The organism is Thioclava sp. ISO4, assembly GCF_058105145.1.
Genome location: NZ_CM176571.1, coordinates 1,624,634 through 1,646,709 on the forward strand (window position 1 = coordinate 1,624,634; position 22,076 = coordinate 1,646,709).

The 22,076-nt window shown below is 66.6% G+C and carries 22 protein-coding genes and 1 tRNA gene; 9 read left to right on the top strand and 14 right to left on the bottom strand.

Annotation, left to right across the window (positions count from 1 at the left end; all coding sequences use genetic code 11):
- Nucleotides 1-249: 249 nt before the first annotated feature.
- Nucleotides 250-1,224 carry a cation diffusion facilitator family transporter gene (locus AC2TZ7_RS08215; protein ID WP_489866538.1) on the top strand — a complete coding sequence of 325 codons (975 nt, stop codon included), beginning with the start codon at nt 250-252 and terminating at the stop codon, nt 1,222-1,224.
- Between the two features lies 1 nt (nt 1,225).
- On the opposite strand, the gene AC2TZ7_RS08220 is transcribed toward AC2TZ7_RS08215, so the two are convergent.
- Both AC2TZ7_RS08220 and AC2TZ7_RS08225 read right to left on the bottom strand, forming a co-directional pair.
- Nucleotides 1,226-1,978, bottom strand: coding sequence for a hydroxypyruvate isomerase family protein (locus AC2TZ7_RS08220; RefSeq protein WP_489866539.1), 753 nt, complete (start codon nt 1,976-1,978; stop codon nt 1,226-1,228).
- A gap of 1 nt (nt 1,979) precedes the next feature.
- On the bottom strand, nt 1,980-2,573 hold the full coding sequence (locus AC2TZ7_RS08225) for a DUF1285 domain-containing protein (protein WP_489866540.1): 594 nt from the start codon (nt 2,571-2,573) through the stop codon (nt 1,980-1,982).
- Nucleotides 2,574-2,646: 73 nt separating this feature from the next.
- On the opposite strand from AC2TZ7_RS08225, the gene AC2TZ7_RS08230 reads away from it, so the two are divergent.
- The 7 genes from AC2TZ7_RS08230 (at nt 2,647) to AC2TZ7_RS08260 (ending at nt 11,535) form a co-directional block, all read left to right on the top strand.
- The gene (locus AC2TZ7_RS08230) at nt 2,647-3,663 is read left to right on the top strand and encodes an AAA family ATPase (protein WP_489866541.1); all 1,017 of its coding nucleotides are present in this window, start codon (nt 2,647-2,649) and stop codon (nt 3,661-3,663) included.
- Nucleotides 3,660-4,580, top strand: a complete 921-nt coding sequence (locus tag AC2TZ7_RS08235) for a DUF58 domain-containing protein (RefSeq protein ID WP_489866542.1) — start codon at nt 3,660-3,662, stop codon at nt 4,578-4,580. The genes AC2TZ7_RS08230 and AC2TZ7_RS08235 overlap by 4 nt, the downstream gene beginning before the upstream one ends.
- Nucleotides 4,580-7,321 (top strand): DUF4159 domain-containing protein, encoded by a 2,742-nt coding sequence (locus tag AC2TZ7_RS08240; protein WP_489866543.1) that lies wholly within the window; start codon nt 4,580-4,582, stop codon nt 7,319-7,321. Before AC2TZ7_RS08235 ends, AC2TZ7_RS08240 begins: the two co-directional genes overlap by 1 nt.
- Nucleotides 7,318-9,459 carry a hypothetical protein gene (locus AC2TZ7_RS08245; protein ID WP_489866544.1) on the top strand — a complete coding sequence of 714 codons (2,142 nt, stop codon included), beginning with the start codon at nt 7,318-7,320 and terminating at the stop codon, nt 9,457-9,459. Before AC2TZ7_RS08240 ends, AC2TZ7_RS08245 begins: the two co-directional genes overlap by 4 nt.
- 73 nt (nt 9,460-9,532) lie before the next feature.
- Entirely contained in the window at nt 9,533-10,456 is a 924-nt protein-coding gene (locus AC2TZ7_RS08250) for a carbohydrate kinase family protein (protein ID WP_489866545.1), read from the top strand.
- On the top strand, nt 10,453-10,902 hold the full coding sequence (dtd, locus tag AC2TZ7_RS08255) for a D-aminoacyl-tRNA deacylase (RefSeq protein WP_489866546.1): 450 nt from the start codon (nt 10,453-10,455) through the stop codon (nt 10,900-10,902). Before AC2TZ7_RS08250 ends, dtd begins: the two co-directional genes overlap by 4 nt.
- 51 nt (nt 10,903-10,953) lie before the next feature.
- Nucleotides 10,954-11,535: a thymidine kinase gene (locus AC2TZ7_RS08260; protein WP_078519699.1), complete on the top strand. Its 582-nt coding sequence runs from the start codon at nt 10,954-10,956 to the stop codon at nt 11,533-11,535.
- Nucleotides 11,536-11,538: 3 nt separating this feature from the next.
- Here AC2TZ7_RS08260 and AC2TZ7_RS08265 read toward each other — a convergent pair whose 3' ends face one another.
- From AC2TZ7_RS08265 to AC2TZ7_RS08295, 7 genes are all read right to left on the bottom strand, one after another.
- Nucleotides 11,539-12,657 carry a beta-ketoacyl-ACP synthase III gene (locus AC2TZ7_RS08265; protein WP_489866547.1) on the bottom strand — a complete coding sequence of 373 codons (1,119 nt, stop codon included), beginning with the start codon at nt 12,655-12,657 and terminating at the stop codon, nt 11,539-11,541.
- A 42-nt stretch (nt 12,658-12,699) separates the two neighbouring features.
- The gene (locus AC2TZ7_RS08270; RefSeq protein ID WP_489866548.1) at nt 12,700-13,647 is read right to left on the bottom strand and encodes a 2-hydroxyacid dehydrogenase; all 948 of its coding nucleotides are present in this window, start codon (nt 13,645-13,647) and stop codon (nt 12,700-12,702) included.
- A complete protein-coding gene (locus tag AC2TZ7_RS08275) occupies nt 13,647-13,982 on the bottom strand; it encodes a tRNA-binding protein (RefSeq protein WP_078519696.1) in 336 nt (111 codons plus the stop codon). Before AC2TZ7_RS08275 ends, AC2TZ7_RS08270 begins: the two co-directional genes overlap by 1 nt.
- A complete protein-coding gene (proC, locus tag AC2TZ7_RS08280) occupies nt 13,979-14,791 on the bottom strand; it encodes a pyrroline-5-carboxylate reductase (RefSeq protein ID WP_489866549.1) in 813 nt (270 codons plus the stop codon). Before proC ends, AC2TZ7_RS08275 begins: the two co-directional genes overlap by 4 nt.
- Nucleotides 14,792-14,818: 27 nt before the next feature.
- On the bottom strand, nt 14,819-15,322 hold the full coding sequence (locus AC2TZ7_RS08285; RefSeq protein ID WP_078519694.1) for a type III secretion system chaperone family protein: 504 nt from the start codon (nt 15,320-15,322) through the stop codon (nt 14,819-14,821).
- 284 nt (nt 15,323-15,606) lie between these two features.
- A tRNA-Ala gene (locus AC2TZ7_RS08290) sits at nt 15,607-15,682 on the bottom strand.
- Nucleotides 15,683-15,768: 86 nt separating this feature from the next.
- Nucleotides 15,769-16,221, bottom strand: coding sequence for a thioredoxin domain-containing protein (locus AC2TZ7_RS08295; RefSeq protein WP_078569482.1), 453 nt, complete (start codon nt 16,219-16,221; stop codon nt 15,769-15,771).
- Between the two features lie 68 nt (nt 16,222-16,289).
- On the opposite strand from AC2TZ7_RS08295, the gene AC2TZ7_RS08300 reads away from it, so the two are divergent.
- Nucleotides 16,290-16,466 (top strand): hypothetical protein, encoded by a 177-nt coding sequence (locus tag AC2TZ7_RS08300; RefSeq protein ID WP_158522074.1) that lies wholly within the window; start codon nt 16,290-16,292, stop codon nt 16,464-16,466.
- 5 nt (nt 16,467-16,471) lie between these two features.
- Here the strand turns inward: AC2TZ7_RS08300 and AC2TZ7_RS08305 are convergent, their stop codons facing one another.
- The 5 genes from AC2TZ7_RS08305 to AC2TZ7_RS08325 form a co-directional block, all read right to left on the bottom strand.
- Nucleotides 16,472-17,605 (bottom strand): TFIIB-type zinc ribbon-containing protein, encoded by a 1,134-nt coding sequence (locus tag AC2TZ7_RS08305; RefSeq protein ID WP_489866550.1) that lies wholly within the window; start codon nt 17,603-17,605, stop codon nt 16,472-16,474.
- 4 nt (nt 17,606-17,609) lie between these two features.
- A complete protein-coding gene (locus tag AC2TZ7_RS08310) occupies nt 17,610-18,737 on the bottom strand; it encodes an SPFH domain-containing protein (RefSeq protein WP_489866551.1) in 1,128 nt (375 codons plus the stop codon).
- Between the two features lie 22 nt (nt 18,738-18,759).
- Nucleotides 18,760-19,719 (bottom strand): DUF2927 domain-containing protein, encoded by a 960-nt coding sequence (locus AC2TZ7_RS08315; RefSeq protein WP_489866552.1) that lies wholly within the window; start codon nt 19,717-19,719, stop codon nt 18,760-18,762.
- Nucleotides 19,720-19,724: 5 nt separating this feature from the next.
- The gene (locus tag AC2TZ7_RS08320) at nt 19,725-20,903 is read right to left on the bottom strand and encodes a toxic anion resistance protein (protein ID WP_489866553.1); all 1,179 of its coding nucleotides are present in this window, start codon (nt 20,901-20,903) and stop codon (nt 19,725-19,727) included.
- Between the two features lie 61 nt (nt 20,904-20,964).
- Complete coding sequence (locus tag AC2TZ7_RS08325) at nt 20,965-21,876, bottom strand: 5-bromo-4-chloroindolyl phosphate hydrolysis family protein (protein WP_489866554.1); 912 nt, start codon at nt 21,874-21,876, stop codon at nt 20,965-20,967.
- Between the last annotated feature and the right edge of the window lie 200 nt (nt 21,877-22,076).

Sequence of the window (22,076 nt, forward strand, 5' to 3'; positions counted from 1 at the left end):
CCGGGAGTTGCAAGGCTCGCATTTTGGTGAACTGCGCGTGATCGAGCAACGCACAAGCCCGTGTGTATCTTCGCGCAGCCCTGCTCAGGCGCATTGACCCTGCCGCATGGCAATGTTGAGACTGCGGAAGCCTCCGGCGGGGATATTTAGACCAAGTCGAAACGCGCGCCTTGCATTCGGCTTGGTCCAAATATCCCCCGCGGAGCGTCCCAACCGCGCCTCAGGCGCCGAAATCCGAGAAAGGCGCCCATGCCCCACGATCATCGTCACCACCACCATCTCGACGCCGATACGAGCGACAACCGCGTACTTTGGGCGGTGGTCGTCAATGTGGTGTTGACGGTGGCGCAGGTGTTGGGCGGCGCGATTGCGGGCTCGATGGCGCTGATCGCGGACGGGGTGCACAACTTCTCGGATGCCGCCGCGCTGGTGCTGGCCTTTGGGGCGCGCAAGCTGGCCAAGCGCGGGGCGGATGCGGCGATGAGCTTCGGCTGGTCGCGCGCCGAGGTCATCGCGGCCTTCGTCAATTACATCGCGTTGATCCTGATCTCGGTCTGGCTGGTCGTCGAAGCCGTGGGGCGGATGATCCACCCGCCGCAGGTCGATGGCTGGATCGTGGTCTGGCTGGCGACGCTGGCCTTGATCATCGATCTGGCGACGGCCGCGCTGACCTATGCGCTTTCCAAGCAGAGCCTGAATATCCGTGCGGCCTTCCTGCATAACCTCGCCGATGCCGGGGCCTCGGTCGCGGTGATCGTCGGCGGCATCGTGATTCTGCTCTACGATTGGCGGCTGGTCGACCCGATCCTGACCATCGGCATCTCGGTCTTCATCCTGTGGCATGTCGCGACCGATCTGAAGCCGGTGCTGCGCATCCTGATGCTGGGCGCGCCGCCCGAGAAGGATTGCACGGAGGTGCGGGGCGCGCTGGGCGAGGTCGAAGGCGTCGCGAGCGTCCACCACGTCCACCTGTGGCAGATCGACGAGAAGCGCGTCTCCGTCGAGGCGCATCTGGTGCTGGAAGAGGGCCATAACTATGCCACGGTCATCGCGCGCGCCAAGGATATGCTGGCGCATCAGTTCGGCATCCACCATGCGACGCTGGAGCCGGAAAGCGCGAGCCTTGGTTGCGCCGATCACCCGGACCATGACGACCACGAAGATCACGATCACGAAGATCATGGGCACACAGATCATGGCCACGCGGGCCATCCGGCGCATTGAGCTAGCGCGGCAGCCAGCCCAGCGTTTCCCGCGTCTCCGCCTGCGGGGTGTATTCCGCTGAGGCGTAGCCGTCATAGCCATCGGCATCGAGCGTCGCGAAGAAGCCGGCAAGGTCGATCTTGCCCGAACCGGGGCCGCCGCGCCCCGGGGCATCGGCAAATTGCACATGGGCCGCACGGTGACCATGCTTCGCCCAAGCTCCCGTCACATCGCCGGTCAGCATCTGCGCGTGATAGGCGTCGAATTGCAGATGCAGGTTCGGGGCTGCGACCGCATCGAGAATCTCCGCTGCGAGATCGAAATCGTTCAGGAAATAGCCCGGCATATCGGTCGGGTTGATCGGCTCGATCGTCAGGCGCCGTTTCGGCGCGCGCGCCGCCGCCCATTTCAGGTTCGCGATATAGGTCGCGCGGGCCTCCGCGCCCTCGGCCTTGCCCGCCATGATATGGAGGACGCGCGGCTTCAGGATGTCGGCAAAGCGCATCGCGCGGTCGAAATCGCGGCGGAAGCGGTCTTCCAGCCCCGGCACGGCGGCAAAGCCTCGATCGCCGCCCGTATAGTTCGGCGGGGGCACGTTCATCAGCACGAAGCTCAGGTCGTGGCGGATCAACTCGTGGCGCATCTCCTGCGCGGACGCGTCGTAAGGAGACAGCACTTCGACCGCATCGAAACCGGCCTGTTTCGCCGCTTTGAACCGCTCCATGAAGGGGAGTTCAGTGAACAGGAACGTCAGGTTCGCGGCGAATTTCGGCACGTTACAGCTCCGCGGCACGCAGGATCGGGAAGAAGCTGCCCGCCGAGATCACGCCGGTCCAGTCCTCGCCCTCATGCTCGCGCGTCACGGCGAGATCGACGAGCCGGTAGAAGCTCTTGCGGTCGATCAAAGCCTCCAGCCCACGGCGCACATGCAGATAGGGGCGGGGTTCGCCATCTTCGCTATGCTCCACCCGGATCGCGTGCTCCGCATCGGCCAGCACCACGTCGCCCACATTCGTCGTGAACCGAATCGACTGGTCGTCGCCTTCGCCCTCAGTAGTGAAATCGACGGCGATGAAAGGCGCGTCCTCGACCTTGATGCCGACCTTCTCGACCGGGGTGACGAGGTAGTATTTCCCGTCCTCCAGTTTCAGAATCGATGAAAACAGTCGCACCAGCGCCTCGCGCCCGATCGGCGTGCCGAGATAGAACCAAGTCCCGTCGCGGCGGATCTCCATATCGAGATCGCCACAGAAGGGCGGATCCCACAAATGCACGGGCGGCGGGCCCTTTTTGCTGGCTTTCTTGGCTGCATCGGCGAGCCCGTCTGCCGTGGGGGAAGGGGTCGAAACTGTCTGTTTGTGATCCGTCATGTAAATTTGGCCGTTGGTCGGAGCGTGGATATCTGCTTTGCTGGGAAAGATAGGCATCAACGGGGAGAATGTCATGGCCGAGCCCGAAAAGCTGATGGAAGATATCGAACGACTTGGCGGCAAGCTCGCACAGGCGCGCGCGTCGATCGACCGGCGATTCATCGGGCAGGACCAGGTGGTGGAGCTGGTTCTGGCCGCGATGCTCTCCGGGGGGCATGCGCTTCTGGTCGGTCTGCCGGGGCTTGGCAAGACGCTTCTGGTCGAGACGCTGTCCACCGTGATGGGGCTGGGCTCGAACCGCATCCAGTTCACGCCCGACCTGATGCCCGCCGATATTCTGGGCTCCGAAGTTCTGGAAGCCGCGCCCGATGGCAGCCGCGCGTTCCGCTTCCTCGAAGGTCCGGTCTTCTGCCAGCTGCTGATGGCGGACGAGATCAACCGCGCCTCGCCCCGGACCCAGTCCGCGCTCTTGCAGGCGATGCAGGAGCGCGAGGTCACCATCGCGGGCGAGCATCGTCCGCTTGGCCCGCCCTTCCACGTTCTCGCCACGCAGAACCCGATCGAGCAGGAGGGCACCTATCCGCTGCCCGAAGCCCAGCTCGACCGTTTCCTCGTGCAGATCGACGTTGACTACCCGGATCGCGAGACCGAGCGCTCGATCCTGCTAGCGACCACCGGCGTCGCGGCGGAAGGCGCGCATACCGTCTTCACCCCGGCCGAGCTGATCGAGGCGCAGGGGATCGTGCGCCAGATGCCCGTGGGCGAGAAAGTCGTCGACGCGATCCTCGATCTGGTGCGGCTGTGCCGCCCGCGCGAGGCCGAGGCACCCGACTTCATCCGCGATGCGCTGGCCTGGGGGCCGGGGCCGCGCGCCGCGCAGGCGCTGATGCTGACCGTACGGGCGCGTGCGTTGATCAATGGCCGCCTCGCGCCGACGCTGGAAGACGTGCAGGCGATGGCCCGCCCGGTGCTGATCCACCGCATGGCGCTGAGCTTCGCGGCCCGCGCCCGTGGCGAGACTTTGGGCGATCTGATCGACCGCGCCGTGGCAGAGGTCACCGGGCCGCGCGCCGCCGGTGCCGCCGCTTGAGCGTAACCTCCGATACCGCAGCGCCGGGGCAGGCCCCCGCGCTGAGCCTGCGCCGAGAGGCGGAAGGGGCGGCCTCTGCGCTGCCCCCGCTGCTGGTCGCGGCGGAGCATCTGGCGGCGACCGTCCAGATGGGCGCGCATGGCCGCAGGCGCGCGGGATCGGGTGAGGAATTCTGGCAATACCGACCCGCCCATGCGGGCGACGAACTGCGCTTCGTCGATTGGCGGCGCTCGGCGCGCTCGGACAGCCAATATGTGCGCCAGCGGGAATGGCAGCTGGCGCAATCGGTCCATCTCTGGGTCGATGACGCGGCCTCGATGCGCTTCACCGGGGCCGAGAGCGGGCGCAATGCGCGCGCCACGAAATCAGAGCGCGCCCGTGTTCTGGGCCTCGCGCTTGCGGTGCTGATGGTGCGCGGCGGCGAACGCGTCGGGCTGACAGGCCCGCTCGCACCGCCACGTCCAGGGCGCGCGCAGCTGATGGAGCTTGCAGGCCTTCTGTCGCGCGAGGCGGGGGGGCAGGATTATGGCGCACCCGAAATCGCAGGCGTCACGCCGCAGTCGCGCGTCGTGCTGCTGTCGGATTTCTTCGGCGATCTCGGCCCGATCGAAGCCGCGCTGGGTCGTCTGGCCGATCGTGGTGTGTCGGGCGTTATGATGCAGGTGCTCGACCCCGACGAAGAGGCCTTCCCCTATGACGGGCGCACGATCTTCCAGTCGATGACCGGCTCGCTGGTCCATGAAACGCGCAAGGCGGGCGATCTGCGTTCGCGCTATCTCGACCGGCTGGCCGCGCGGCGCGATCAGCTCGCCCGGCTGGCGCGCAGCGCGGGCTGGCAATTCTCGACCCATCACACGGGCGATCCGGCGCAGGCTGCGCTGCTGTGGCTTTACTCCGCGCTCGAGAGGGGGCGCTGATGTGGATGCTCGGCCCCATCGGCTTCACCGCGCCCTGGCTTTTGCTGGGGCTCGCTGCCTTGCCGATCATCTGGCTGATCCTGCGCGCGGTGCCGCCCGCGCCGATCCGCAGGCGCTTTCCGGGCGTCGCGCTGCTCTTGGGCCTCAAGGACGAGGAAGTGCAGGCCGCACGCACGCCGTGGTGGCTGCTGGCGCTGCGTCTTCTGGCGCTGGCCGCCGCGATCATCGGATTTGCCGGGCCGGTCCTGAACCCGCAGCGGGCCGTGCCCGGAACCGGGCCGCTCCTGATCGTGGCCGACGGGAGCTGGGCCTCCGCGCGCGACTGGCCGCGCCGGGTGGAGCGGATGACGTCGGCGCTGAAGGATGCGCAACAGGCGGGACGTCCCGCAGCGGTGATCTCCCTCGCCGATCCGCCGCCCGCGCAGGTGAGTTTCACGGATGCGGGCGCGCTGATCCAGTCGCTGCCCGGTATCCAGCCGCAGCCCTGGGCCCCGCAGAGCTTCGACGCCGCCAATCTGCCCGAGGGGAATTTCGAGACGCTCTGGCTGTCGGACGGCTTGGCCCGCGACAGCCGCGCCGGGGTTCTGAACGCGCTGGAGGCGCGCGGTCCGGTCAAGGTCTGGCAGCCGCAATTGCCGGTCTTGGCGCTGGGGGCGGCCCGGATCGAGGATGGCGCGCTCGTCGTGCCGGCGCTCGCCTCAACCATCCCGCCCAGTCCGCGCGATGTCGCGGCGGTCGGGCGCGACCCGGCGGGGATCGAGCGGGAACTGGCCAGCCAACCGCTGCAATTCACCGACTCGCGCGAGACCGAGCTGCGCTTCGATCTGCCGCCCGAGCTGCGCAACCGCATCACCCGGATCGAGATCACCGGCATGCGCTCGGCGGGCGCAGTCAGCCTGACCGACGACGCGGTGAAGCGCCGCAAGGTCGCGATCCTGTCGGGTGCGCGCGATCGCGAGGGGCTGGAACTGCTCTCGCCCACCCATTACCTGCATCAGGCGCTCGCCCCCACGGCGGACCTGATCGAGGGCACGCTGGCCGATGTGCTGACCGCCGATCCGGATGTGATCATCCTCGCCGATATGGCGGATCTGCCCGAGCAATCGAAACTGCACGACTGGGTCGAGAAGGGCGGGCTTCTGATCCGTTTCGCAGGCCCCCGCATGGCCAATGCCGATCTCGATGCCGATACGCTTTTGCCGGTGCAGCTGCGCGCGGGCGGCCGCTCGCTTGGCGGCACGATGAGCTGGGGCGATCCGCGCGCGCTGGCGCCCTTCCCGGAGAACTCGCCCTTCGCCGGGCTGCAAGTGCCCGACGACGTGACCGTGAAGGCGCAGGTGATGGCCGAGCCGACGCCGGACCTCTCCGAACACACCATCGCTGCGCTGACCGATGGCACGCCGCTGGTGACCCGCGCCAAGATGGGGCAGGGGGCGGTCGTGCTGTTCCATGTCACCGCCAATGCCGAATGGTCGACCCTGCCGCTGTCGCTTCTGTTCCCGCAGATGTTGGAGCGGCTCGCGGTCTCGGCCCGGCCAGCCGCGCCCGAAGAGGCCGATCTCGCGGGCCAGACCTGGGTGCCGCAGAAGCTGCTCGACGGGTTCGGGCGGCTGCAGGACGCGGGTGCGGCGGCGGGCGTTCCGGGCGAGGAACTGGCCAAGGCCGAGCCGGGGCCGAAGCTGCGCCCGGGTATCTACACCGCCGAGGATCGCTCGGTCGCGCTGAACGCTCTGCCACGCGGCGCGACGCTCTCCCCGGCCAGCTGGCCTGCCAATGTCCCCGTCGAAGGGGCCTTCGAGCAACGCGAAATGCCGCTGAAAGGCTGGCTGCTGGGCGCGGCGCTGGCGGCACTGCTGATCGATATCCTCGCGACGCTGGCGCTGTCGGGCAAGCTTTGGGGGCCGCGCGCGATGAAGGCCGCCGCTTTCGGAGCCGCCCTGATCCTCGCCAGCTTCGCACCGCCGCAAGCCCATGCCGAGGATATGGATCCGGCCCGCGCGATCGAGGCTGCGTCCAACGTGGTTCTGGCCGCGATGCCCACCGGCGATGCCGAGGTGGACCGGGTGTCCATGGCGGGGCTGAAGGGGCTGTCGCAGGTCCTCAATCGTCGCACCACGGTCGAGCCCTCCGCGCCGATGATGGTCGACCTCAAGAACGACGGTCTGGCCGTCTTCACCTTCATCTACTGGCCGATCACCGCAGATCAGCCTGCGCCGAGCCCGATGGAATATGCCAAGCTCAACCGGTATCTGCGCGGCGGCGGCATGATCCTGTTCGACACGCGCGACGCCGATATCGCGGGCTTCGGCGAGGCCACGCCCGCAGGCAAACGCCTTCAGGCGCTGGCAGCCCCCTTGGATATTCCGCCGCTCGCGCCGATCCCGGACGATCACGTGCTGACCCGGACCTTCTACCTGCTGCAGGATTTCCCCGGCCGCTATGACGGCACGATCTGGGTCGAGGCCCCGCCCGCCGATGCCGAACGCGCCGAGGGGATGCCGTTTCGCAACCTCAATGACGGGGTGACGCCGGTGGTAATCGGCGGCAATGACTGGGCCTCGGCCTGGGCCGTCGACGATCGCGGGATGCCGATGTTCCCGGTGGGTCGTGGCCGCACCGGCGAGCGTCAGCGCGAGATTGCGGATCGCTTCGGGGTGAATCTGATCATGCATGTGCTGACCGGCAACTATAAATCCGATCAGGTCCATGTTCCTGCGCTTCTCGAAAGGCTGGGGCAATGAACGGGATGTCGATCATCTTCGCACCGCTTCTGCCGTGGCCTGTGATCGCGGGCGCAGGCGTGGTGGCTGTCGTGCTGCTGGCGCTGGCGCTGTGGCGCGGGCTGAAAGGCTGGGCGCTGCGGGCGCTGGCGGCACTGGTGCTGCTGGCGGCCATCGCGCAGCCCTCCTTGCAGCGCGAACAGACCGCGCCGCTGTCCAATATCGTGCTGTTGATCGACGACCGCTCCGCATCGCAGAAACTCTCGGATCGTGTCGCGCAGACCGATACCGCCCTGACGCGTCTGCAGGCACAGCTCGACGCGATGCCCAATGTCGAGACGCGCCGGATCACCGTTCCGGACGGGGTCGACAATGCGGGCACCGAACTGGGCTCGACCCTGGCCGAGGCGCTCGCCGCAGAGCCGCGCGCGCGGGTCGCGGGTGCGCTGATGGTCACCGACGGGCAGGCCCATGATGCGCAGCTCGCCCCCGATCTGCCCGCGCCGCTGCAGGTGCTGCTGACCGGCAAGCGCAGCGACTGGGACCGGCGTATCCTGATCGAGACTGCGCCCTCTTTCGGCATCATCGGCGAGCAGACCGATATCCGCCTCAAGGTCGAGGATATGGGCAACGTGCCCGCAAGCGCGGGCGGCACCGCCGATCTGACCATCTCGATCGACGGCAAGGATCCGAAAAGCTACACGGTGCGCACCGACCGCGATCTGGAGCTGCCGCTGACGCTGACCCATGGCGGGCAGAACGTGGTGCAGTTCACGCTGTCGCCGACCGAGGGCGAACTGACCGACCGCAACAATGTGGCGACCGTGCAGATCAACGGCGTGCGTGACCGGCTGCGGGTGCTCTTGGTGTCCGGCCAGCCTCATGCGGGCGAGCGGACGTGGCGGAACCTGCTGAAATCGGATGCGGGGGTGGATCTCGTGCATTTCACCATCCTGCGCCCGCCCGAAAAGCAGGACGGCGTGCCGGTGACGGAACTGTCGCTCATCGCCTTCCCGACGCAGGAACTGTTCGTCGACAAGATCGACGAGTTCGACCTGATCATCTTCGACCGCTACGGCGCGCGGGGCATCCTGCCGTCTGCCTATTTCGACAACATCAAGGATTACGTCGAGCGCGGCGGGGCGATCCTCGTGGCCGCCGGCCCGGAATTCGCGACCGTCGAGAGCCTCTATCAGACGAGCCTTGGCGATATCATGCCCGCGCGCCCCACGGGCCGGGTGATGTCGGAAAGCTTCCTGCCGCGCCCGACCGATCTGGGTCTGCGCCATCCGGTGACCGCCGGGCTCGAAGGGGCGCCCGCGCCCGAGGGCGAGCAGGATACAGCCGCCGAAAAGGACGGTCCGCATTGGGGTCATTGGCTGCGCCAGATCGAACTGACGAACCCCACCGGCGAGGTCGTGATGTCCGGCGCCGAGGGCAAGCCGCTTCTGGTGCTCTCGCGTGAAGGCGAGGGGCGCGTGGCGCTGCTGGCCTCGGATCAGGCGTGGCTCTGGGATCGCGGCTATGACGGCGGCGGGCCGCAGCTCGAATTGCTGCGCCGGATCGCGCATTGGGAGATGAAAGAGCCCGAGCTGGAGGAAGAGGCGCTCTATGCCGAGATCGATCCCGGCGCGCTCTCGATGCGGATCATCCGCCGCACGATGGAGGATAGCGCGCCGCCGGTGACCGTGACGCTGCCCGATGGCTCGACCGAGCAGGTGCCGCTGACCGAGACCGCGCCGGGCCGCTTCACCGCGCGCTGGACCGCGCCCGAGGCGGGGCTCTACCGCCTCAAGGACGGCGATCTGGAGCGGGTCGTGGCGATGGGGCCGGCCAGCCCGCGCGAGTTCGAGCAGACGATCGCCAGCGGCGATCCCCTCTCCGCCGTCGTCGAGGCGTCGAACGGCGGCGTGACGCGGCTCGAGGACGGGGTGCCCGCCATCCGCGAAGTGCGCGCGGGCCGCCCGACATCGGGGCGCGGCTGGATCGGGATCACGCCGCGTGGTGCCACGGCCACCACCGATATCCGGGTGCAGCCGCTGCTGCCCGCCTGGGCCTGGCTGATCCTGGCGGCCCTGCTGACCGTGGGCGCTTGGCTCATCGAAGGGCGCAACCGGCGCGGCGGTGGCGGTGACAAGGGCGGGCCGACCGCAGCGTGATCCCTGCGGGGATTGCCCGGACACCGCTTCGCGTGTAGCAGGTGTTAGCGGTATCGGAATGAGGAGGCCCCCGATGATCCTGAGTTGTGGCGAAGCCCTGATCGACATGCTCCCGCGCGAGAGCGCGCAAGGCGAAGCGGCGTTTGCGCCCTATCCGGGCGGTGCGGTGTTCAATACCGCAATTGCGCTGGGGCGGCTCGGTGCGCGCTCGGGGTTCCTGTCGGGGCTGTCCGAAGACCTGTTCGGCCAGATGCTGATCCGCTCGCTCTCCGATAGCGGCGTCGATGCGGGGCTTGCGGTGCGCTCGAACCGGCCCACGACGCTGGCCTTCGTCACGCTCACCGATGGCCATGCGAGCTACGCGTTCTACGACGAGAACACCGCAGGCCGGATGCTGAAGATCGAGGACATGCCCGAGATCCCGGCAGAGGTGAAGGCCATGTTCTTCGGCGGCATCTCGCTGCCGGTCGAGCCCTGCGGCGCGGCCTATGAGGCGCTGATGCTGCGCGAGGCCGAGAGCCGCGTCACCATGATCGACCCGAATATCCGCCCCGGTTTCATCGGCGATGAGGCGGCCTATCGCGCGCGGCTGGAACGGATGTTCACTGTCGCCGATATCGTGAAGGTCTCGGACGAGGATCTGCGCTGGATCGAAGGACCGGGCGCCATTGCCGATCTCGCGCGCGGGCTGCTGGCGAAAGGGCCGAAGCTGGTCTTCGTCACCGAAGGCGCGACCGGCGCGCATGGCTTCTCGAAACATTGCGAGGTCTTCGTGCCCGCGCGCAAGGTCGAGGTCATCGACACGGTCGGCGCAGGCGATACGTTCAATGCGGGCGTTCTGGCCGCGCTGGACCGCGCCGAGGCGCTCGACAAAGGCGCGCTCGCACGCGCCGAGGAAGGGCTGATTTCGGACTGCCTGAAACTGGGCGTGGCCGCCGCTGCGGTGGTCGTCAGCCGGGCAGGGGCCAACCCGCCCTGGGCGGACGAACTGGCATGAGGGCGCTGATCCAGCGGGTCTCCGAGGCCTCGGTCACCGTCGACGGCAAGCGCATCTCCGAGATCGGGCCGGGCCTTCTGATCCTGTGCTGCGCGATGCAGGGCGATGACGAGAAAGTCGCTGAGAAACTGGCCGAGCGGGTCTCGAAACTGCGCATCTTCAAGGATGAGGCGGGCAAGATGAACCGCGCGGTGGGTGACATCGGCGGCGCCTGTCTGGTGGTCAGCCAGTTCACGCTGGCGGCTGACACCTCGCGCGGCAACCGCCCCGGTTTTTCCGCAGCCGCCCCGCCCGAAGACGGCGAGCGGCTGTATCAGCATTTCGCCCGGCACCTCGAAACGCTGGGCCTGCCGGTGCAGACCGGGGAGTTCGGTGCGGATATGAAAGTAGCGCTTCTGAATGACGGGCCGGTCACGATCTGGATGGACAGCGCCGACCGCCCCTGAGCGTCGCGGGGGCAGTCTTGCTCCCCTGAAAATCGCGGGCTATTGCAGGCCATGGCCAAGCTCTACTTCCATTATTCCACGATGAACGCGGGCAAGAGCACGATCCTCTTGCAAGCCTCCCACAACTATATCGAACGCGGCATGGAGACCTTCCTCGTGACCGCGCGGCTCGACAATCGCGCAGGCGACGGGCGCATCGCGAGCCGGATCGGCATCGGTGCGGAGGCGGCCTGTTTTTCCGAAGAGACCGACATGTTCGCGCTGATCGAGGCGCGGCTGGCGGATGGCCCCTGTGCCTGCATCTTCGTGGACGAGGCGCAGTTCCTGACCGAGACGCAGGTCTGGCAGATCGCCCGCGCGGTGGACGATCTGCGTGTGCCGGTGATGTGCTACGGGCTGCGGGTGGATTTTCAGGGCAAGCTGTTCCCCGGCTCGGCCGCGCTGCTGGCGCTGGCCGACGAGATGCGCGAAGTGCGCACGATCTGCCATTGCGGCAAGAAGGCCACGATGGTTGTGCGGATGGGCCCGGACGGACAGGCGCTGCGCGATGGCGATCAGGTGCAGATCGGCGGCAACGAGACCTATGTCAGCCTCTGCCGCCGTCACTGGCGCAAAGCGATGGGCGAGGCGTAAGCCTCAGATCTTCTCAAGAACGACTGAGCCCACCGAATAGCCCGCCCCGAAGGAACAGATCAGCCCGATCTCGCCCGGTTTGAAATCGTCGGAATATTTCGAAAACGCGATGATCGACCCGGCGGAGGACGTGTTGGCGTAATCCTGCAGGATATTGGGCTGCTCGCCCGGCTCGGGATCGCGACCCAAGACCTTCTTGCCCACGAAGTCGTTCATCGTCTTGTTGGCCTGATGCAGCCAGAGACGGTGCAGATCCTCGGGCTTCACCTCCGCGTCGGCGAGATGGCCGAGGATGTGCTGGGCCACCATCGGCATCACTTCCTTGAAGACCTTCCGACCCTCCTGCATGAACTGCATGTCGCGGCGGTCGGCCACGCCATCGGGCCGGGTGCGGCGCAGGAAGCCATAGTTATTGCGGATGTTGTTGGAAAACTCCGTCGCGCAGCGGGTGGAGCGGATCAGGAAGCCATGCGGCGCATCCTCGCGCCGTTCGATCAGCGTCGCGGTCGCCACGTCGCCGAAGATGAAATGGCAATCGCGGTCGCGCCATTCGAGGTGGCCCGAGGTGATCTCGGGGTTCACGACCAGCGCGCGGCGCACGGAGCCGGTGCGGATCATGTCGGCGGCGGCCTGAATGCCGAAAGTGGCCGAGGAACAGGCGACGTTCATATCGAACGCGAAGCCGCCCGCGCCCAGAAGTTTCTGGATTTCGATCGCGACGGCAGGGTAGGCGCGCTCCATATTCGAAGCGGCGCAGATCACGAGGTCGATGTCCTCGCCTTTACGCCCGGCCGTCTCCAGCGCCTTGTTGCAGGCATCGAGCGCGATCTCTGCCATGATGCCCGGCTCGTCATCCGAGCGTTGGCGCAGGCGCGGATACATGCGCGTGGGGTCCAGCACGCCTTCCTTGTCCATCACGTAGCGCTGCTCGATCCCGGAGGCTTTCTCGATGAACTCGACCGAGCTATGCGGCTTGGCCTCGATCTCGCCCGCGGCGATGGCCTCTGCGTTCTCGGCATTGAACAGATCGGCATAGGCGTTGAACGCCTCGACCAGTTCGGCATTCGTGATGACGTGTTCCGGCGTATAGACCCCGGTCCCGGTAATGACGGCTTGATGCATCGGATCCTCCTTGGCAGAGCCTCCCGCCAAGGAGGTGAAAGGTCAAGACGACACGCGATTGGGCGGCGTGTTGCCGTCACGAAAGGCGATGAGATTGTCGACCGCCATGTGGCCCATGTCGTCACGCACCTCAAGAGCGGCGGTGCCCAGATGCGGAAGCAACGTGACGTTATCCAGCGCGCGCAGGGCTTCGGGGACCTCCGGCTCGCGCTCATAGACGTCGAGGCCCGCGCCCGCGATCACATTGCCCTGCATCGCGGCCACCAGTGCCGCCTCGTCGACGATATCGCCGCGCGCGATGTTGATCAGATGCGCATGCGGCTGCATCTTCGCGATCTCCGCCGCGCCGATCAGGTGATGCGTGGCGGGGCTGGCGGGCACCGCGATCACCACGAAATCGGAAGTCGCGAGCAACTCGTCCTGGCTCAGATGCGTGGCGGGGAAGCCCGGATCGACGGGGGTGCGCTTGGTGTAAGCCACCTCCATGCCGAAGCCGAAATGGCAGCGTTTCGCAATCGCCGTGCCGATGCGGCCCAGACCGATGATGCCGACCTTCTTGCCCGAGACATGCTGGCCAAGGAATTGCGTCGGCGTCCAGCCGGTCCACTCGCCGCGCCGCACGAACCGCTCGCCCGCCGAGGCCCGCCGTGCGCTCATCAGGATCAGCATCATCGCGATATCGGCAGTGGCATCGGTCACCGCGCCGGGCGTGTTGGTCACCGTGATGCCCTTCGCCTCGGCAGCAGCCACGTCGATATGGTTATAGCCCACCCCGAAATTCGCCACGATCTTCGCGCGCGGGCTGCCCTCGAAGGCCGCTGCGGTCACCTTGTCGCCAAGCGTGACGAGAAGCGCGTCATACTCGGCCAGCGCCGCGCGGGTTTCCTCCTCGGTCATCGGCGCGGCCCCGTTGCGGAAGGTCACGTCGAATTCCTTCGCCACACGGGCCTCGACTTCGTCGGTCAGCTTGCGGGTCACGAGAAGCTTCATCAGAACATCCTCCCGCCGATCGGCACGTCCTTGTCGGGTGTCAGCAGCACGACCTCGCCCGCCTCATCCGGCACGCCCAAGACCAGCGCCTCGGACATGAACGGCCCGATCTGGCGCGGCGGAAAGTTGACCACGCCGAAGACCAGCTTGCCGACCAGTTCCTCGGGCGCGTAATGCACCGTGATCTGGGCGGAGCTTTTCTTCACGCCGATCTCCGGGCCGTAATCGACCCAGAGCTTGATCGCGGGCTTGCGCGCCTCGGGGAAGGGCTCGGCCTCGGTGATCCGGCCGCAGCGAATGTCGACCTTCATGAAGTCGTCGAAGGAGATGGTCATTTCCCCAGCTCCCGGTTGCGCGCGATATTCGCGGCGACCGCTTTGCGCATCAGGGGCGGCATGCCGGTCTCGGGGTCCATCAGAACCTCCAGCGCCGCAGCCGTCGTCCCGCCGGGCGAGGTAACGTTCTCGCGCAGCTTGGACGGCGTCTCGTCGCTATCCTCGGCCAATTGCCCCGCACCGCCCACGGTCGCCTTGGCGAGCCGCAGCGCCAGATCGGGATCGAGCCCCTCGGCCTCGCCTGCCGCCGCCATCACCTCGATCAGGTGGAAGACGTAAGCCGGGCCCGAGCCGGAGACGCCGATCACGGCGTTCATCTGTTCTTCATCGTCGAGTCGCACGACCTGACCGACGCCGGTCATCAGCGCATCCGCCGTGTCCAGATCGTCGCTCGTCGCGTTCGGATTGCCGACGATCGCAGTCACGCCCCGGCCGATCGCGGCAGGTGTGTTGGGCATCGCGCGCACCAGCCGCGCCTGCTTGCCCAGCATCTTCTCGTAGCCCTCGATGGTGATCCCGGCGGCGACGGTCACGAACAGCGTATCGCCCTCGGCCATGGCCGAGAGTTGCGGCAGCGCGTCGGCCATCATCTGCGGCTTCACCGCGACGAGCACGACAGCCGGAGTCTCGGGCAGATCGGCGTTGAGATTCACGCCGGACTCTTTCAGCCAATCGGACGGATTCGGATCGACCACCCAGACCGAGGCTGCGGGCAGACCGCCCTTCAACAGCCCCTGAAGGATCGCGCCGCCCATGCGTCCGCAGCCCAGAATGACGAGGCCGCGGTCGGAAATCTTGTCAAAGCTCATGCTTCCCCCTTTTGGTTCGGGGGGAGATTAGGCGCGCCCGTAGGCCTCCGCAATGGCGACCTGCATCGCGTCTTCAGGATCGCGCTCGCCCCAGGTCGCCAGCTGGAAGGCCGGGTAGAACCGCTCCGAGGACACGACAGCAGCGCCGATCAGACGGTCGATCTGCTCCGGTCCGGGCAGCTGCCCGCCCGAGAGCACCAGCCCGTGCCGCCAGACCATCAGCCGCTGATCGGGCCAGAAGGTGAAAGCGCCGGTCCAGACCCGGTCGTTGATGCGGTTGAGCAGCTCGTAAAGCGCGCCTTCGCGGGCCGGCGGCGGGTCCATCTCGAAGGTGCAGATCAGCCGCAGCGTTTCGTCCATCGGCGACCAGGCGAGGGTGATCGAGTAGGTCCGCCACTGACCCTCGACCGCCATCGCGATCTGGTCGTCGGTGACCCGGTCGAATTCCCATTCATGGGCTTCGGCCAGCGTCTCGACGATGTCGATCGGGTGGAGTTCTTCGGCGTACAGATAGTCTTCGCTCAGTGCCATGCTCGTATCCCCCTGCCTTTTTAGATGCCCGGGGTGCAGCTCCCCTAGGGCTTGTCGGCTTTACAAGGAACGGCGGTAGCAGCCGCCTTTCCCTACAAGATATCGTGTAGGCAGGTTGCTATTGTGTAAAGCAATTTCTGGTGGATAAGCCGGGTGGCCCCCACGAAATCTGGGGATAGTTCATCCACAACGCGGGGCGGATTGCGGATTGCTACACGCTAAGCATTTGAGATTGTTCGGAAACGCAAAAAGCGCCCGAAGAACGGGCGCTTTTTGAAGCGGTTTGGTGGAGCCTAGGGGGATCGAACCCCTGACCTCGTCATTGCGAACGACGCGCTCTCCCAGCTGAGCTAAGGCCCCGAACCGTGGCGTGGTATTTCGCGCAAGGCGCGGGCGTTGTCAAGCGGCCCACCCGCGCCGCGCGTGAAATTTTCTGCCGATCCGCGTTATGCGGGCACCGAGATTTTCGACTTCACGAAATTCACCAGATCGCCTGCCGGGCGGGCCCCTGCGGCGCGGGCAACCTCGCGGCCCTTGGCGAACAGGATGAAGGCGGGGATGCCCTGAATCCGGTAGCGCTGGGTCGCGGTGGGGTTCACCTGCGTGTTGATCTTCGCCAGCCGCACATGCGGGGTCAGCTTCTCGGCGGCCATGTTGAACTGCGGCGCCATCGCCTTGCACGGGCCGCACCACGGCGCCCAAAAATCGACCAGCAGCGGCAGATCGTCCTTCTCGGCCTTGGCGAGCGTCTTGAAATCGACTTCGGTCACCTTGTGCGAGACGAGCCAGCCGCCGCAGGTGCCGCATTTCGGATTCGCGCCCAGCTTCTCGGCGGGGACGCGGTTGGCCTGCCCGCAATCGAGGCAGGTTACACGATAGGTCTTGGAGGATTGGGTCATGTCACCCCTCCTTTACATTGGGTTGCAAGATATATCGGAAACCCACTTCGGCTTTGCAAGGAGACGACATGACGCGCTGGAAAGAGCTGAGCCCCGAACGCCAGATGGACCTTCGCGCCGCCTATGACATCGAGATGGCGCGGCAAACCAATACCTGTTCGCTCGACGAGAAGATCGCGCGCTTCGCAGAATGGCTCGCCCCGCAGGGCATCGCCTTCGGGATGGACGATCTCGCGAAAGGCTGACCCGCTCAGCGGCTCTTCAGGTAGAAGAGCGTCCCCCCGACGATCACCGCAGCGAGCACCGCCAGCGCGATCTTCCATGCCGACCACGGACGATCCCCGCGTACGCGGCCCGTCTGGGCGTTCACGACGAAGCGGTAGGAGCGGCCGCGGAACTTGTAGGCGGCGGTCCAGATCGGCAGCAGGATATGCTTGAAGGTCTCGGCCGAGAACTGCGGGTCCATCGCGCCGATCCGCTGCTCGTCGCCGCCGATATCGCGGCGAATGTCGGTCTGGATGACGCGGATCATCTCGGCCTGCGCGGCGTGATGGCCTTCCTGCAGCTGAACCGTGTAGCCCTCGGCGGTGAAACCCGCGAGATAGTCGCGCTGGTAGGGTTCGAGCGCGGTCAGATCCCACGGGCGCAGCGCCTGCACGTAATCGGGCGGCAGCGAGCGCGCGGCGTAGATCACCACATCGTCGAAATCGCGCGCCACCTGACCCGAGACCGGCGTCCAGCGGATGCGCCGGACCTGCTCGGTGCGCGGGCCTTTGTCGGTCTGTACGGTGCGCGTAACGTAATAGGCGTCGCCGCGCTGGCCGGAATAGCGCGTGCGGGTCGCGGCATCGAAGGTCCAGAAGGGCGCGTAGATGCCGGTCATGCGGCGACCCTTGCGGGCATATTGCGACAGCCCGTTGGGCGCGAACCAGAGCGAGCCGAGCCATTTCGAGAGCGCCGCGCGCGCCTGATCCTCGGTCAGCTGGAAGGGCAGCACCCCTTGCGGCTTGATCAGCCGCGTCGTGCCGGTATCGACCACCACGGGCGTCGCGCAGAACGGGCATTCGGTCGCGTGCTCGCCGTTTTGCAACTCGATCGAGGCGCCACAATTGGGGCAGGAGACGGTGCGGTGCTCCTCCATCTCCTGTGCGGGCAATTCGCGGGTCAGCGCATCGTCGAGCGGCAATTCGCGCAAGCGCGCCTCTCCGCGCCCGGTGGCGGAGGGAATGTCCTGCACATGGCCGCAATGATCGCAGACGAGCCGCGTCTGGCCCGGCGCAAACCGCAGATCGGCGCCGCAGCTTTCGCAGTGATAGTGGCTCTCGCCGCGTGGGTCGGCAGGGGCGGCAGCTGCGCTCCGCCCCACTTTCGGGAAACCCAGCATCGGATCAGCTCGCAGCAGGCGGGGGCGGCGGCGGCGCGATGGTGAAGAGCTGTGCCAGTTCGGTCACGTCCTCGGCGCGCATCCAGCCATTCTGACCCGGCGTCCAGACGAGGCTGTCGCGGGTGAGCGAGCCTTCCGAGACCATGCGCCCCAGATGCCCGCGCCCGAAGGGCCCCTGCGTCTGGCCGTTGACCGCGAGATGCCAGACCTTCTCGACCGGCGGCGGGGGAGGAGGAGGCGGCGCGGCGGCGGCGGGTTGCTGGGCCATCTGCCCCCACGGCCCCATCTGCTGGCCCATCGCCATGCCCATCCCGGCGCCCATGCCCGCGCCCATCGCGGCGCCCATCCCGGCGGAGGCGCCCGAGCCCGGCTGGCCCATCGCCTCGGCGGCATTGTATTGCATGTATTTGTTCAGATCGCCCACGATCCCCATCGAGGTGCGCTTGTCGAGAACCGCCTCCACCGCTTCGGGGAGCGAGACGTTCTCGATGTAGAATTCCGGCAGCTCCAGCCCGTAATTCGCGATGGTGGGCGCGATCGCCTTGGTGATCAGCTTGCCCATGTCGGCGGTGTTCGCGGCCATGTCCAGGACCGGGATGCCCGAGCTGGCAATGGCGCGCGAGAACTCCTGCACGATCACGTTGCGCAGCTGGTAGCTGATCTCGTCCGAGGTGAATTCGCCATCGGTGCCGACGATCTCGGTCAGGAACTTGCCCGGATCGGTGACGCGCATCGAATAGGTGCCGAAGGCGCGGATGCGCACCGGGCCGAATTCCGGATCGCGCGCCATCACCGGGTTCTTCGTGCCCCATTTGAGGTCGTTGAACCGGGTGGTGTTGACGAAATAGATCTCGGACTGGAAGGGCGATTTGAACCCGTGATCCCAGTGCTGAAGCGTGGTCAGGATCGGCAGGTTGTTGGTCTCGAGCATGTAGAGCCCGGGCCCGAAGATATCGGCCAGCTGCCCCTCATGGACGAAGATCGCGGCCTGCCCCTCGCGCACGGTCAGCTTGGCGCCGTATTTGATCGCATGCCCCTCGCGTTCGAACCGCCAGACCATCGTGTCGCGGGTGTCGTCGGTCCAGCCGATGACGTCGATGAATTCGCCGGAGAGGAAATCGAGAATGCCCATGGATGCGGTTCCTTCTTGGTTCTCAGCTTGCGCCGCCCAGCAATTCGGAGGCGATGGTGGTGACGATCGGGCGGGCCTCGCGTTCGGTCATGCCGGGCGTCAGGCGCGGGTCGTAAAGCATCTGCAGCAGCAACTCGTCATGCTTGGTCAGCAGCGAGAATTCCTCGTCATCGTTGAAGATCGAGGGCCGCGCGCGCGGATAGTCATTGGCGAGGCCGAGCCCCTGGGCCAGTTCCTCATGGATGCAGCTGGTGCGCAGTTCGGGTGGGTGCTCGCCCCGGATCACCGCGACCGCATCGGTATAGATCGGACTATCGCCCTGCGAGAAGGCGAAGACCACGCAATAGGTCGAGAGCGGCAGGTTGGTGATCGCCTCGACCGAGCTGTCATCGATCCCCGGCACCAATTGGCGCAGGCGCGGGCCGATGGCACGGCGCTCGTCCTCGTTGAGGAACAGGACGTGGAAATTGCCGCCCCGGTTCACCACGCTGACCGGATGGCGCGAGGCGCGCGCGAGCTTGCCCGCATAGGCGCGCACTTCCGCGATATCCGAGGCGCGGTCGGCCTTGGGGATCGAGGCGCCGAAGTCGATATCCATCCGCACCGGCTTGTCCCAGCGCCGCAGGCGCGAGGGGGTCTGACGCGCGACGAACCCGCCGCCCTGCGCCGCGTATTCGTCGTAGAGCGCGATGTGGATGAAGTCCTGCACCAGTTGCCGCTGGTTGAACGGCGCATCGCGCGGCGCGACATCGGTGCGCAACTGGCCGCGCGCTTCCATCTCGGCGGCGGTCTTGGCGAAATAGGCCGACATCTCCCGCGAGAGCGCGCTTTGCTTGGTAGCGTTCGAGCGATCGAGATCGGCCGGCGCGCTGGGCGGGCGCGCGGTCTTATCCGGTGCGAGCGGCGAGCCGCCCAAGCCCGGCATGCAGCCCGAAAGGGCCAGCACCGCCAGCCCTGCAAGAACCGGTAAAGCCGCGCGCATCCGTGTCATCCCGCAGCCCCGCCGGCCTGCGCGGAGGATTTCGCCGCCGACAGAGTGTCGCGCAGCTTGTCTTCCATCTCGATCAAGTCATGCTCTGCCGCGGCGCGCTTGCGCTTGCCCTCGTCGGCGATCCGCAAGGAATCTTCGATCGTGGCGACCAGATCGGCATTGGCCGCCTTCACCGCCTCGATGTCGAAGACGCCGCGCTCCATCTCGGTGCGGATCTCGGCATTGGCTTCGCGCAGATTCTTGGCGTTCGATTTCAGAAGCTCGTTGGTCAGATCGTTGGCCTCGCGCACGGCGCCCGCCGCCTCGCGCGAGCGCTGGATCGTGACGGCCTGCGCCAGCTGGGTTTCCCAAAGCGGCACGGTGTTCACGAGCGTCGAGTTGATCTTGGTCACGAGGCTCTTGTCGTTCTCCTGCACCAGCCGGATCGAGGGCAGCGACTGCATCGTCACCTGACGGGTCAGTTTCAGATCATGCACCCGTCGCTCCAGATCGTCGCGGGCGGCGCGCAGGTCGCGGATTTCCTGCGCCTTGAGCACTTTCTGATCCTCGGACGCGGCTTCCATCGCCGCCTCTTTCGCGGGGATTTCCTCCCGGTCGAGCTGGGCCAGCTTTTCCTCGCCCGCAGCAATGTAGAGCGCGAGCTCGTCATAGAAATGCAGGGTCTTGTCGTAGAGCATATCGAGCGATTTGATGTCCTTGAGCAGCTTGTGCTCGTGGCTCAGCAACTCGTCGGTGACGCGGTCGATCTGGCCCTGCACCTCTTCGAACCGGGCGATGAAGTTGCCAAACGGCGCGGCCCGGCCCAGCAGCTTTTCCCACCAGCTCCGCTTGCGGCGCACGTCGAGTTCCGAGACCGAGAAGCCGCGGATCGTGGTGACGATCTGGCGCAGGCTGTCCCCGGCGGGGCCGACATCCTTGTTCTTGACGCCCGAGAGCATCTCCTGGCTGATCGATTGCAGATCGACCTGCGCGCGCGAGCCGAACTGCACGATCGAATTCGAGTCGCCCATGTCCAGCTCGGCCATGCGCTTGCGGATTTCCTCGGCGGTCTCGGGCGGGGCCTGATCGAGCGGCGTCACCGCCTCTGCCGGGCCCGGCTCAGGCAGCAGCGAACCGCTGACGCCTTCCACTTCGGTCATCAGCTCGGTTGCCTTTTGGCGGGTCGTCTCGGTCATCTCAGGGCCTCCTTGCGCCTGTCGGGGCAGTTCCCGGTGTCACTCTTCCACTCACGCTTCGTCAATTCTCGCGGGTCGTCGTCACGACCCCTTCGCGCGCCAGCCGGTCGCGCAGCACGTCGATCTCGATCTCCAGCCCTTCGCGGCCATCTTCCAGCATCTTGCGGGTGCGAGCGGTGAAATTCGCCTCCAGATCATCGAGCAGCGCCGCGTAATCGTCGCGTGCCTTGTGATCGCGTGTGTTGCGCCATAGATCGGCGAACTTGATCGTCGCGTCGCGCGCGCCCTCCAGATAAACGGTCATGTAGCGGCGCGCCTGCGCCAGATCGCCGGGGTCTTCCTCGACCGCACGGAACAGATCGCGCGCGGTGGTGGCGAATTGCTCGACCCGGCCGATCAGAACGCGCTCGCCCGAGGGCGCGATCGCCTTGCGCATCTCCGCCAGATAGGCCTCGCCTTCCTTGACCACGCGAGCGACGCGCTCTTGCTGAAACTCGTCTACGCCCTCCATCCCCTTGTCTTTCAGCGGATCGAGACCGAAGGCCACAAGTGAGACAACCGTGCCGATAGCCCCGATCCCGGCCGCGCCGATCACGCCCAGTTCGGGGGCCTGCGCGCCCAGTGCGAGACCCAGACCATAAGCGACCGAGCCCAGAATCTTCCGCGGAAAGGCGGGGCGCTTGGCCGAGCTGCGCGCGACATAGGCGAATTCGGCCCGCAGACCCTCGCGGATCGTCCAGGCGGCGCCTGCGATCAGTGCGAAGGCGCCAAGCGCGCGGGCAAGTGCGAAGGGGCCTTCGCCGAAGGCGCCCAGCAGGAAGGGCAGGGCGGCGGCCACGATCCAGAACGGACGGCCTTCCTCGGGGTGTCTTGCATCGGGACGACGATGGGGCGGCACGCTGCGGGGATCGTGCAGGTCGGGCCCGCTGGTCGGGCCTTGGGGAGAGTATTTTCCGCCATAGCGTTGAGCCATCACACGCTCCCGGTGAGCGCGACCGACAGCGTCAGCGCGATCATCAGCCAGAAAGCGATTCTCTTTTGCGCCTCGCGCGACATCGCCAGCCCCTGCCATCGGACGCGAATTTCGACGTCCTCAGGGGAATTTATAAGCAGGCTGGCGGGTCTATGCCAGAGAGACGGTGTGAAATTCGCGTAAACTCGCCGAGGAAAAAG

What these genes read in the sequence shown, in the direction of transcription:
- AC2TZ7_RS08215 (WP_489866538.1), top strand. Translation starts at nt 250, where the DNA reads ATGCCCCACGATCATCGTCACCACCACCATCTCGACGCCGATACGAGC.
- AC2TZ7_RS08225 (WP_489866540.1), bottom strand. Translation starts at nt 2,573, where the DNA reads ATGACGGATCACAAACAGACAGTTTCGACCCCTTCCCCCACGGCAGAC.
- AC2TZ7_RS08230 (WP_489866541.1), top strand. Translation starts at nt 2,647, where the DNA reads ATGGCCGAGCCCGAAAAGCTGATGGAAGATATCGAACGACTTGGCGGC.
- AC2TZ7_RS08240 (WP_489866543.1), top strand. Translation starts at nt 4,580, where the DNA reads ATGTGGATGCTCGGCCCCATCGGCTTCACCGCGCCCTGGCTTTTGCTG.
- AC2TZ7_RS08245 (WP_489866544.1), top strand. Translation starts at nt 7,318, where the DNA reads ATGAACGGGATGTCGATCATCTTCGCACCGCTTCTGCCGTGGCCTGTG.
- AC2TZ7_RS08250 (WP_489866545.1), top strand. Translation starts at nt 9,533, where the DNA reads ATGATCCTGAGTTGTGGCGAAGCCCTGATCGACATGCTCCCGCGCGAG.
- dtd (WP_489866546.1), top strand. Translation starts at nt 10,453, where the DNA reads ATGAGGGCGCTGATCCAGCGGGTCTCCGAGGCCTCGGTCACCGTCGAC.
- AC2TZ7_RS08260 (WP_078519699.1), top strand. Translation starts at nt 10,954, where the DNA reads ATGGCCAAGCTCTACTTCCATTATTCCACGATGAACGCGGGCAAGAGC.
- AC2TZ7_RS08265 (WP_489866547.1), bottom strand. Translation starts at nt 12,657, where the DNA reads ATGCATCAAGCCGTCATTACCGGGACCGGGGTCTATACGCCGGAACAC.
- AC2TZ7_RS08270 (WP_489866548.1), bottom strand. Translation starts at nt 13,647, where the DNA reads ATGAAGCTTCTCGTGACCCGCAAGCTGACCGACGAAGTCGAGGCCCGT.
- AC2TZ7_RS08275 (WP_078519696.1), bottom strand. Translation starts at nt 13,982, where the DNA reads ATGACCATCTCCTTCGACGACTTCATGAAGGTCGACATTCGCTGCGGC.
- proC (WP_489866549.1), bottom strand. Translation starts at nt 14,791, where the DNA reads ATGAGCTTTGACAAGATTTCCGACCGCGGCCTCGTCATTCTGGGCTGC.
- AC2TZ7_RS08285 (WP_078519694.1), bottom strand. Translation starts at nt 15,322, where the DNA reads ATGGCACTGAGCGAAGACTATCTGTACGCCGAAGAACTCCACCCGATC.
- AC2TZ7_RS08295 (WP_078569482.1), bottom strand. Translation starts at nt 16,221, where the DNA reads ATGACCCAATCCTCCAAGACCTATCGTGTAACCTGCCTCGATTGCGGG.
- AC2TZ7_RS08300 (WP_158522074.1), top strand. Translation starts at nt 16,290, where the DNA reads ATGACGCGCTGGAAAGAGCTGAGCCCCGAACGCCAGATGGACCTTCGC.
- AC2TZ7_RS08305 (WP_489866550.1), bottom strand. Translation starts at nt 17,605, where the DNA reads ATGCTGGGTTTCCCGAAAGTGGGGCGGAGCGCAGCTGCCGCCCCTGCC.
- AC2TZ7_RS08310 (WP_489866551.1), bottom strand. Translation starts at nt 18,737, where the DNA reads ATGGGCATTCTCGATTTCCTCTCCGGCGAATTCATCGACGTCATCGGC.
- AC2TZ7_RS08315 (WP_489866552.1), bottom strand. Translation starts at nt 19,719, where the DNA reads ATGCGCGCGGCTTTACCGGTTCTTGCAGGGCTGGCGGTGCTGGCCCTT.
- AC2TZ7_RS08320 (WP_489866553.1), bottom strand. Translation starts at nt 20,903, where the DNA reads ATGACCGAGACGACCCGCCAAAAGGCAACCGAGCTGATGACCGAAGTG.
- AC2TZ7_RS08325 (WP_489866554.1), bottom strand. Translation starts at nt 21,876, where the DNA reads ATGGCTCAACGCTATGGCGGAAAATACTCTCCCCAAGGCCCGACCAGC.